General features: G+C 33.5%; 12 protein-coding genes. 1 reads left to right on the top strand and 11 read right to left on the bottom strand.

All coding sequences use genetic code 11. The annotated features are described in order from the left end of the window. Nucleotides 1-154: 154 nt before the first annotated feature. The 3 genes from EKM64_RS08705 to rpsO all read right to left on the bottom strand — a co-directional run bounded on the left by EKM64_RS08705 (nt 155) and on the right by rpsO (nt 3280). Nucleotides 155-1105, bottom strand: a complete 951-nt coding sequence (locus EKM64_RS08705) for a tetratricopeptide repeat protein (RefSeq protein WP_125677683.1) — start codon at nt 1103-1105, stop codon at nt 155-157. A gap of 31 nt (nt 1106-1136) precedes the next feature. Beyond that, the gene (locus tag EKM64_RS08700) at nt 1137-2834 is read right to left on the bottom strand and encodes a ribonuclease J (protein ID WP_125677681.1); all 1698 of its coding nucleotides are present in this window, start codon (nt 2832-2834) and stop codon (nt 1137-1139) included. Nucleotides 2835-3010: 176 nt separating this feature from the next. Further along, nucleotides 3011-3280: a 30S ribosomal protein S15 gene (gene rpsO, locus EKM64_RS08695; protein ID WP_125677679.1), complete on the bottom strand. Its 270-nt coding sequence runs from the start codon at nt 3278-3280 to the stop codon at nt 3011-3013. Nucleotides 3281-3531: 251 nt separating this feature from the next. Here rpsO and rpsT point away from each other — a divergent pair, with 251 nt between their 5' ends. After that, nucleotides 3532-3780 carry a 30S ribosomal protein S20 gene (gene rpsT, locus EKM64_RS08690; protein ID WP_125677677.1) on the top strand — a complete coding sequence of 83 codons (249 nt, stop codon included), beginning with the start codon at nt 3532-3534 and terminating at the stop codon, nt 3778-3780. A 136-nt stretch (nt 3781-3916) separates the two neighbouring features. Here the strand turns inward: rpsT and holA are convergent, their stop codons facing one another. The 8 genes from holA to EKM64_RS08650 all read right to left on the bottom strand — a co-directional run bounded on the left by holA (nt 3917) and on the right by EKM64_RS08650 (nt 11377). Next, complete coding sequence (gene holA / locus EKM64_RS08685) at nt 3917-4930, bottom strand: DNA polymerase III subunit delta (RefSeq protein WP_125677675.1); 1014 nt, start codon at nt 4928-4930, stop codon at nt 3917-3919. Next, nucleotides 4905-7157, bottom strand: coding sequence for a DNA internalization-related competence protein ComEC/Rec2 (locus EKM64_RS08680; protein ID WP_125677673.1), 2253 nt, complete (start codon nt 7155-7157; stop codon nt 4905-4907). Before EKM64_RS08680 ends, holA begins: the two co-directional genes overlap by 26 nt. Next, complete coding sequence (locus tag EKM64_RS08675; RefSeq protein WP_125677671.1) at nt 7158-7751, bottom strand: helix-hairpin-helix domain-containing protein; 594 nt, start codon at nt 7749-7751, stop codon at nt 7158-7160. A gap of 83 nt (nt 7752-7834) precedes the next feature. After that, nucleotides 7835-8878, bottom strand: a complete 1044-nt coding sequence (locus tag EKM64_RS08670) for a SepM family pheromone-processing serine protease (protein ID WP_125677669.1) — start codon at nt 8876-8878, stop codon at nt 7835-7837. A 4-nt stretch (nt 8879-8882) separates the two neighbouring features. After that, nucleotides 8883-9374, bottom strand: a complete 492-nt coding sequence (coaD, locus tag EKM64_RS08665) for a pantetheine-phosphate adenylyltransferase (protein ID WP_125677667.1) — start codon at nt 9372-9374, stop codon at nt 8883-8885. 2 nt (nt 9375-9376) lie between these two features. Further along, complete coding sequence (gene rsmD, locus EKM64_RS08660) at nt 9377-9925, bottom strand: 16S rRNA (guanine(966)-N(2))-methyltransferase RsmD (RefSeq protein WP_125677665.1); 549 nt, start codon at nt 9923-9925, stop codon at nt 9377-9379. Between the two features lie 2 nt (nt 9926-9927). After that, nucleotides 9928-10194 (bottom strand): YlbG family protein, encoded by a 267-nt coding sequence (locus EKM64_RS08655; RefSeq protein WP_125677663.1) that lies wholly within the window; start codon nt 10192-10194, stop codon nt 9928-9930. Nucleotides 10195-10198: 4 nt separating this feature from the next. Continuing rightward, nucleotides 10199-11377, bottom strand: a complete 1179-nt coding sequence (locus EKM64_RS08650; RefSeq protein ID WP_125677661.1) for an FtsW/RodA/SpoVE family cell cycle protein — start codon at nt 11375-11377, stop codon at nt 10199-10201. Nucleotides 11378-11455 lie beyond the last annotated feature (78 nt).

Here is an 11455-nt window from a genome sequence, read left to right as displayed (position 1 = left end):
GTTCTTTAGATGACTCTTTACTGAAAAATTATACTACTTTCAGGGGCGAAAGCAAAGCAATACAACGCAAATCGCCTACTAAAAATATACTCTTTGGATTATACGGGGCACAATCCAAATTGTAAATACTAATAACGAAAAAAATGCATTATTTTCATTGCTGAAACATATTTATTAAAGAATCGAACCTATCGATCCAACTCTTCACCTCTGAAAAGTGTGAATTGTCTTTAACATCAGACTCATCTATAAGACCATACCGCAAAAGGAAAAGGTTTGTCCAGAGACTTGGGCTTTTTATTATATTTTCTCCAAATGGATAGACCATAGCAGCATATAATGATAACTCTCCACGTAAATTCTCAACTTGCGTCTCATTTTTACTGTCGGCCAAAACTTTATCCAGCTCATCACACATCTTTAAGTAGATATCAGTTGCCATGATTGGTTTTAATTTTGATGGATTACATGATTTCATTTCACCATAAAATGAAATATCAATTTCTTCATCCACACCTAACTTATACAGGTTTTCAACTAACTCACTCTTCAACAACGGATGTAAGAGCGGATTTCCCAACAGTAATCTGGAACCAACAATATAATCCTTTTTGTCAAATTCTCTCATACTCCGTATAAGCTGAATTTGAGTGACCATGGGTTTTGTTACTATTGAACGTAAACGAGTCAATATTGTTGTCATATGGGGCCTAAATGAGCGTAAATGACGCTCCTCGGCCAAATCCACACGATGTTTAAAATCAAGAATAAATTCTTCATCAATAGTAGAGAAACTATTGTTCTTATAATAATTAATAATCTGATTTGCTAATAAGAAATCATTGTTTTCTAGCACAATATCAGTTGCAAGCTTAGCTGCATCAGCATCACTGAGGTAATAATTGAAGTAATCTAAAATGACGGCCTCAGCATCATCAGCTTTTTTTAGGTTCAACAAAGAAGCAGCCAGTCCTTGATTTATTAAAAAGGATGGCTGCATAGTATATGCTTCGGTATAAAGTTCAGTGGCTTCATCCCAATCACCTTTATTGAATGCATCGTCAGCTGCGTCTAATATTTTCTTTAGGTTATCTGAGTCGTCCATAAAATACCTCTTGATAAAAGATCATTTGATCTTACTTTTTAGATTTTCGATGTCTATTTTGATTAACTTCCATAATAACTGGCAAGATGACCGGATGGCGGTTTGTTTGTTCATATAAGAAATGATTCAGTTTATCTCTAACACCTTGCTTAAGGTCTGACCAGTCAAAGTCCTTACTATTTTGAAGATAATCAACAATAGTATCAACAATTAAATCAGAACTTTCACTGAGTAAGTCACGACTAGCACGCATGTAAACAAATCCACGGGCTGTTATTTTAGGCTTAGCAACGACTTTCTTCTTCTTACGATCAATTGTGGCAACAGCAATGAAAACACCATCTTCCGCCAATAATTCACGGTCGCGAAGAACGATACTTCCTATATCACCGACACCAATTCCATCGATCATGGTATCTCCAGCTTCTACGCCCTTACCCAAATAAAATTGATCGTTTTCATAATTCAAAACGTCACCTTTTTTAGTAAGGAAGATATTTTGATATGGAATACCGGTTTCATGAGCAATTCGAGCATGAGCATCCAAGAGTCTATATTCACCCTGTACAGGAATGATATTCTCAGGCTGTAACAAATTAATCATTAATTGTAGGTCACTCTTGTTAGCATGGCCTGATGAATGAAGATCGTCACCTAATGATTTTACTTCTGCACCAGTTCTATAAATTGCATCACGTGTTTTAGCAAAGCTTGTATCCATTGCATGAGAAGGAGTTGTAGCAATAAATACTAAATCTCCTTCTTCAATTTGAAATTTGGTCTTTGAAGATGGATTAGCCATTTTTTGTAATAACTTAATAGGCTCACCCATTCTTCCTGTCTCAATAACTACCAACTTACTTGGGTCTACATCATCTAATTCCTTACCTTTAACAATAAGTTTTTTGTTATTGATCTTTAAATAACCCAACTTCATAGCCGTTTTTAAAATTCTTTCGGCATCAGTACCGGACAAAAAGACTTGGCGTCCTGTATTATCTGCTGCATCAAGAACCTGTTGCATTCTTTGAATGTTTGATGCAACTTGTGCTACAACAATTCTACCATCGTGATAATTGAACATATCAAGAATATATTCATAAATATCACGTTCATTCGAGTTCTCATATGGTGATTCCGCATTGGCTGAATCACTCAATAGTGCAAGGACACGTTCACTACCGATCTTGGCAATACGTCCAAAGTCAGTTCTATATGTTGGTACAGCGGCCTGATCAAACTTGAAGTCACCTGTATAAACAATCTGTCCTTCACTAGTTTTAATATCAATACCCAAAGAACCTGGAATTGAATGAGTTGTCTTAAAGAAAGCTACGGTAGCTTCTTCAAAATCAATGGCTGTATTTTCATCAATAATATGGAAATCATCAAATTTTTTGCTTCGACGATCATTCGAACAAACTATTTTGGCTAGTTCAATTGTCATTTCTGAACCAAAGACAGGAATATCATAATCTCCAATCAAATATGGCAAAGCACCAATAGCATCAGCGTGACCATGTGATAAGAAAATACCAACTACTTTGCTAATATTTTCCTTAATGTATGTCATATCTGGAACAACTACATCGATCCCATACAAGTCGTTATCAGGATATTGTAAACCGATATCCAAAATGTAAATCTCGTTGTTAATTTCTACCGCATACATATTCTTTCCATTTTCGCGAACTCCGCTTAATAGAATAATTTTTATTTTTTTGCTCATTATTTCATCTCTCATTTCTTAAATATAAATAGATAACAATATCTAATTGTCGTTTTGAGTCCATCTACTTAAGACTACTTGATATGTACCTGATTGTTATTCTATCACACCGTTCAGTAAATTGAAATTTAGCAAAAAAAATAGGAAATTCCGAATGGAATCCCCTAAAATAAATATTAACGACGTAGGCCAAGTGACTTGATTAATTCACGGTAACGTTGTACATCATTATCTCTAAGATACTTAAGCAAGTTACGACGGTGACCAATCTTCTTCAACAAACCAACATATGAATGGTGGTCTTTCTTGTTAACCTTCAAGTGATCGTTCAATGAGTTAATATCGTATGTTAAAACAGCAATTTGTACTTCTGGAGAACCTGTGTCTCCTTCTTTACGAGCATATTGCTTGATAACTTCTGTTTTCTTTTCTTTTGAAATAGCCATTTCATTCACCTTTTCCTATTAATTTGGCCAAACTATGCAAAACGACGGTGAATCGTCAAACAGAGCATGGTTAGTACGGTTAATCAGTTTACTATATATATAGTTTACTTTCAATATAAAAAACCAATTAAAATCCAGAGAACTATGCAAATCATTAAATTAATTACAAATAATTTATTGCATTGAAAGTATCAATTATGTATAATTCTATGTATTGAGTTTAAGTCACTAGGTAATCGGAGGTGAAATTGATGCCACAAATTAAATCAGCTATCAAACGTGTGAAGTCTGCAGAAAAGGCTAGCCTTCGCAACAGCTCACAACGTAATGCAATGCGTTCAGCTATCAAGAACTTTGAAGCTTCAGCTTCAAACAATGCTGACAACAAAGATGAATTATTTAGATCAGCAGTACGTGCTATTGACATGGCTAAGTCAAAAGGCCTAATCAAAGCAAACAAAGCTGCTCGTGATAAGTCAAGACTTGCTAAAATGAATTAAGACATAAGCAACTTATAGTTGCTTATTTTTTTATCCTAATTTTAATAATAAAATCCGTCGATGAAGCTGTTAACCTTCATTCGACGGATTTTTTGTAATCATTATTGTTTAATACGACTACAGCTGCCCAGACATATTAAGCAAATTTAGCAATAAAAAGATCAAACAGCAATTCCTTATCACCCTGACCTGATTTAATTTGATAATCCAAATCAACGATTGAATGAAACATCAATATCAACTGTTGAATTTCTAAATTTCTAGCCTGTTTTAATGACATTTTAACACGATATGGATGTAACTTTAAGTTCTTGGAAATGGTTGATTCTGATAAACCGCGTTCGTTTAATATTTTGGTCTGGATCAAAGTGCGTAATTGTGACATCAGTATGGCTACTAATAGTATTGGATCAATTTTTTGCAGTAAGAATTGCTGATATAATTCTTCAGCTTGATAAATGTTTTGCGCTAGAATTTGATTCATTAATTCGAACACATTATCATCCAAACTCTGAGGAACCAGTTCACTAACCGCCCTTTCATCGATTACTTTTGATTTCAAAGCATATAATTTCAGCTTTTCCAGTTGATTTACTATTTGAGAATAATTACCTTGTGTCTTGTTGATCAAAAGATCCAGTGCACTTCTTTCGATCTTATAACCACTATTTTTCAGATCCTCATTGATTGTTTTGACCAAATGTCCGCTGTCCATTTTACTGGCATCTATAATTCCGGCAGATTTCTTTAATTGTTTAACAATTTTTTTACGAGAATCCAATTTATCATAGGTCGCAAAAATAACCATGACAGTGGAAGGGGTAGGATTTTTAACATACTCTGTTAAGAGATCCATATTTTGTTCAACAAAACCCTTAGATTTTTCACCAGTCAAAAAGTATGGATGATTGATGAATACTAAACGTTTTTCTCCAAAGAATGGAGCCGAAATTGCTTCATTGATTGCATCGTCTAATGATGTATCTTCCAAATCGAATGAAGAAAAGTTCATATCACGTTCTTCTGGCAATAAAAGACTCTTAAATGAATTTTCGACCTGTTTAACAAATACTTCTTCTTTACCAGTTACAAGATAAACATTTTGAATATTTCCCTTTTTCAATTCACTTTTTAATTCTTTTATTTTCAATTACTTCACCCTTTAAAAAAGTTTTTATCTTGTTCTGTTGCATAAACGGATAATAATACCAAGTAATCATACCATAATCAGCCGTATTCATATGTGACACATGTAATTTATCTAACCGTTGAATGGTCTCTTTATTTGGATGTCCATAACGATTGTTGACTCCGGCCGAAATAAGAGCTAACTTTGGTGAAATTTGTTTTAAAAATTCATCACCACTTGAAGTTCTCGATCCATGATGGCCTACTTTTAGGTAATCAATTTTTATTTTATAATCATCGAGAATCTTCTTTTCACTATCAATATCCAAATCGCCAGTAAATAACCAATTCTTATCGTTAATACTGGCCAATAAGGTTAACGAATCGCCATTTTCACCAATACTTCTCTTTTTAGGCCATAAAACATTCCAACCTGTATCCGCAATCTTGAATTTATCACCTTGTTTCAGATGCGTAAACTTAACACTACTATTGTTATTAATGATCCTTTTTATAGATATATTATCGTCTAATCCTTCACCAAAACTAACTTCAGATACCGGGAATTTACTTAACAAAATAGGTAGATTACCCATATGATCAGCATCTTTATGTGATAAGAAAATCCGATCAATTCTGTTAATACCTAGAGACTTAAGATAAGGAATTGTTGAGGTTGTCACTTGATCTGAAATCGTTCCTTTTTGCCATTCCTTTTTTGGGAAACTCAATTTACCACCGGTATCAATTAAAATTGTCTTTCTATTGAAAGGCGTGGTCACTAAAATACTGTCCCCTTGGCCAACATCGATCATCGACACTTGACCAGCCAAAGGAAATTTATTGTATGTTACAGCCAGAGTAAAAATCACAATATAACTGAATAAATATTTATTTTGAAATTTCTTTTGTTCTAGGTTAAACAAACTCAAACCAATCAGGATCAAAACGACTAATAAAGAAATTTTACCAGTTATCAGTATAAATCTATCATCCTGTGCTATTTGCTCGAGAAACTTATAAATATTATCAAACAGTTGATTTACTATATTCCATATAGACAAATCTGGTACTGCCACAGCAATTACCGTAGTTGGTAAAATTATATATTCAAAAAAGGGAACAAATATCAAATTTGTCAATAATATTAGCCAGCTGAACTGATAAGTGTAATTACAAATCAGAGGAAGACTAACTAAATTGATTTTAAATGTCATCCCAATTGTACTTTTTATATCATAGATAAATAATAATGCAAACGACAATAAAAAACTTAATTGTCCACCCATATCTAAAATAGACTTGGGCTGTACAATGAGACATATTATTATTGTTAGGCTGAAAACATCTAACTTACTTATATTCCACTTTAGTTTACTAATAATAATACCCAAAATTGACAAAACTATTGCTCTCCATATTCCAATTTTAGATCCTACCATAATTCCATAGACTGGTAATAGGATCAGCAGAATATCGTCTGTCAATTCTCGAGTTATTTTAATAGTAGAAAAAGATTTTCTAAAAAAAGTCACTAACATTAAAACATGTAACCCTGACAAACTAAACAGATGTATTATTCCTAAAATACTTAAACTATTAAAGAATTCCTTTTCTTCCCCACTGCTGTATCCAAATAGTAAGCTTTGTGTATGTATTTTTATCCATTTGGGTAATATTTCTAGTTTTTTTAGACCATGTATTCGTAAAACATTTATTCTTTCTGATAATGATTTTGGTTGATAATTTTTAATTTGAGTAACTTTTGCAAGTCGAACCGAATAGTAAATATTTCTATTTTTTAAAAAATTTTTATAATTAAATTCACCAGGATTTCTATTGAGTTTAATCTTTTCAATTTTATCGATTGTCACTCTGGCCGTAACAGGCTCAGATAAAGATTTCCAGTTAGATTTTTCTGCCTGACTACGTATCCTATAAAAGAATTTCACTTTTTGCTTATCGATCGACGTTTCTCCACTCATCAGGTCACCGTTGATTTTAACAGTATCTGGAAAAATTGTTAGAAATTCTTTATTAGGAGTAATTTCTTGAATTTTATTATCATTCCTGATCCAAACGATTCCCGCAATCATGATCATCACAATAAACAAGATCGGATTTTTTAAAAAAATAACTCTCATTAAAATTAAAACTGCCAATAAAATCCAAATGGCCCAGTTTGTTTCTGCAAATAATTGAGATACACAGTAACTAAGCAAGGCTGGAAAAATAAGATAGTTTTTCATTTAAACAGTTAATTGATCTTTTAATGATTCTAAAGTTTTATCGCCGATACCAGACACTTTAGTTAGATCCTTTAACTCCTTAAAGTTTCCATTTTGCTCTCTAAAAGCAATGATCTTCTCGGCCTTTTTAGGGCCTATTCCGGTTACCGACTGAAAATCCTCCACCTTAGCAGTATTGATATTCACTTGTTTCTTAATGTCCGCTCCCCCATTACTTGTTGAAGACGATGGTTCTCCAACTCTGGGAACTATTATTTGCATTTGATCAGTTACCTTTTGAGCCTGATTAATCTGTTTGGCATCCGCATTTTCGACTAATCCACCAGACAATTTAATTGCTTCCTGAACAATGGCACCATTTCTTAAATGATATACTCCAGGATTATTAACTGCTCCTTGAATATCTATCACCAATCCTTTGTTGGTCAACTCTTTTTTAGGAGCAGTTTTTTTCTGAACAACGGTACTGGTGGCCACTGGTACAGATTTAATCTGTGCCTTATGTGTTAAATTCCAAACTCCAAAACCTAGTAGTAAGAATAATAAGACGATAACAGCTAAATTCTCTCGACATACTTTAATTACTTTTTCCATTAAAATCACCTCAATAAAAACTACGTTAAAAAATTTAAATTTCAACGAAAAAAGTCTGCCGAATTATCCGACAGACTTCTATTTTAATTTTTTTCGAGATATTTGATAGCTTCATTTAATGACTTAACTGGAACAATCTTCATCTTGGTATTAATTTTTTTAGCGGCACGTTTGGCCAAATGGTAATTATTAACGTAATTAGGATCATACTTCTTAATCTCTTTAGTAACTGGATCATCAGGTGCAAAGAAGATAGTGGCCCCTTCTGAGGAGGCAGCATAGATCTTCTTTTCGATACCACCAATAGGACCGACCGTTCCATCAGGAGAAATTGTACCAGTACCAGCAATTATGCGATCTTTTTTAAGATTATTATTGGTTATCTGTGAATATACTTGCAACGTAAACATCAAACCTGCAGATGGACCACCAATATCACCAGCATCTATTTTAGTTGGCGGTGTTCCCTTTGCCTCTGTATTATCGGTCAATGTAATACCCAATCCAAAACGTTTCGTACTAGCCAATTTGACAAGTTTCCCACTAGCCGTTTTCTTTTTCCCATCTCTAGTAAAGCTAATTTTAACGGTTGAATGTTTATTTTGTTTACGAACATATTTAATAAACTGATCAGAGTTCTTAAACTTATAGCCATTGATCGAACTGATCGTATCTCCGACCTTCAATTTACCTTTGAAAGCTGAGTTGCTCAAAATATCCATTACGTAAACACCCAGATATTTCTTAGTAAACGGTTTATCGGCAGCCGAATAGGCGGCCTGAATCGCATTATTAGTCGCTGATCTCATATAGTATTGCTGAACTTGCATATATTGTTGGTCAGTTTCATTACCCATCAATTCCTCACGAGGATAGATTGTTTCAAAATCATCTCCTAAAGAACGTAATAAGGTAAAAGGCGTTCCTTGCATAATACCAACAGTCGTTAGTAAAAAATCACCCTTTTTTTTATCATGCTTGCCATCAACCTTGACATATTGTGACGTAGATTCAGCACTTCCGGGAACTTCCAGATAATACTTAGTTGGAAAGGTAAAGAATGCTAAGACGATGATGAAGATAAATACTCCACCAAAAATCTTGTTTCTAGTTTTATTAAATTTCAATTGCTTAGTCCTTCCGCAATTTCTTAACTAAAGCATCTGCCACATCTTCAGGGACAAATTTTGAAACATCCCCGCCAAATTTGACGACTTCTTTAATCATTGATGATGATATATTAGCATACTTTGAATCGGCCAATAAAAAAATTGTTTCTATTTCTGAATCCAAAGATTTATTCATAGCGAATACACCCGCTTCATAGCTGAAATCACTAGAATTACGCATTGAACGTACCAACGTAGTGGCTCCGTATTCTTTAGCTAATTTTGTAGTCAGCTGTTCTTTACCGTCAATGACACGGACATTTTTTAAATCACTTAATTCATTTTCAATAAAAGTCTTTTTCTCTCGATAACCAAACATGTAATTCTTAGAGTTGTTGGTCATTGTGGCTACGATCAATTCATCAAACTGCTTAGCAGCACGACGAATGATCGTTAAATGACCATTTGTAACAGGATCAAAACTTCCTGCATACATTCCAATTCTCTTTGGCATAATTATCCTCCAAATTGATACATCACAACTTTTGTATCTTTGTAATCTTTTTCTTTAATAAGAGTTATTTTATCAGAACTTAACTCAACATTATAATCCGTTTCGTCAACAATAATTGCTCCATCATTTAATAAGTCATTTTCAATCATATCTAAAATTATTTGTTCTGTTATCTTCATTCTATATGGAGGATCCAAAAACACTAAGTCAAATTTGATCTTCTTCTCAGAGAACTCTTTTAAGGCTTCAGTAGCAGATTTTTTTAAAATCACAAACTGTTCTTCTTGATGAGTTTTTTCAACATTTTCTTTGATGGTATTGATGGCCTTATACGCCTTATCCACCAAATAAGCTTTTTCAAAACCACGTGATACAGCCTCAATTCCCAGACTACCAGTACCTGCAAATAGATCTAAAGCTACTCCATTATTCAAATAAGGTGTCAGCATACTAAAAATTGCTTCCTTGACTTTTGCTGAAGTGGGGCGGGTATTATTGCCTGGAACTGGTTTCAAATTCAATCCACCAAAGGCACCTGATACAACTTTCATAATTATTCCTCTAACTCATCAGATTTCTTATTATTTAGAACGTAGTGCTCATCTAATTCTTTTCTATGAGCAACAGTCACACGCTTAACATACTTTTTATTGACTAATTCCTTTTTAACCTCTGAAGCCTTACTGGAATTAACATACAACATCACATACTTCATTTTTGGAGATGAATAATAAACTGTCCCATAACGTTGTAATTTCTTTTTCCATTTCATTGAGTAGACCCAGACATACAAAGCCTGACGTTCCACTTTCTTGTACATAAAATCACCTGTGTTTTTCTATATTGAATTTATTGGTTGCTTCAAGATTTAAGACTATCCCTAATGAGAACGACAGAACTAATAGACTTGAGCCACCATAGCTAATAAATGGTAATGTAACACCTGTCAACGGCATTAAGCCTAACAATCCACCAACGTTTAGAATCGTCTGTGCCAACATCATAACCGCTACACCATAATAAACTAAGACATTATAAGTGCTGACTGATTTCATTCCAAGATAAAGCATCCTGAAAATAATTAATCCTAATAAGCCTAATACTATAAAAACTCCTACTAGTCCCAGTTCTTCACTGATAATAGCTAAGATAAAATCGGTATGAGGTTCAGGTAAATAGCCTCTTTTTTGAATACTATTTCCCAAACCAACCCCAAAAATACCACCATTACTAATTGCATAAAAGGAGTTAACCAACTGGTTACCAGATGTACGCTCCAATTGAAATGGATGTAACATTGCCAAAATACGTTGATATTGATAATTTTTAATAATAAATTTAGGTTGAAATTTAGCTATCCAGAATATACCAACTAAAAATGCTCCAAGTAAACTACCATCTAATTTTAAAATATGGTTGAAAGGTATTGAAGACGAAGATATCAAAACTATAGTTATCAATCCCAATATCAATGCACCACCTATATCCGGCTGAAATCCAACTAGAACGATAATGGTCAAAACGGTTATAACTGGTTCTCTAATAACATTTAGTGAGTCAAAAAGCTTTTCATTATCCAATAGTCTACTTCTACGGCTCGTTAAGATATAAGCCAGATAAAGAATCAAAGTTATCTTAGCTAATTCCAGTGGTTGAAAATTTATTGGTCCAAAATTGATCCATGCGGATGCACCATTGATCCTACTACTAGGATTAAAATATGCTCTAACTAGCAGTAAGGCTAAGGATACTAATGTAACTGCCAATAAAAACGCTCGAGTCCTTGAACTTTTAAAGAATTTTACTTTCAACATAAAAGTTATAAAAAAGAGAATCAGACTTATGAACGCGTACATTCCTTGTTTTATCAAGTATTGATTAGTACTGCCACCATTCGACATAGCATTATAAAAACTGGCGGAATATACCATTACTACACCAATACCCAGAAGTATGATGTATGGGATTAAAATCCACAAGTCAATTAACTTTAATTTTTTCACATTAATACTCCTAAAATCTAATAATAAGATTATACCACCAATCAAATAACGCGTATAGAAAAGCCAGTCTTTCAGGAT

Origin of the sequence: Companilactobacillus keshanensis (genome assembly GCF_003946205.1) — a bacterium.
Lineage (GTDB): Bacteria > Bacillota > Bacilli > Lactobacillales > Lactobacillaceae > Companilactobacillus > Companilactobacillus keshanensis.
This window is presented reverse-complemented; position numbering and strand designations above follow the sequence as displayed.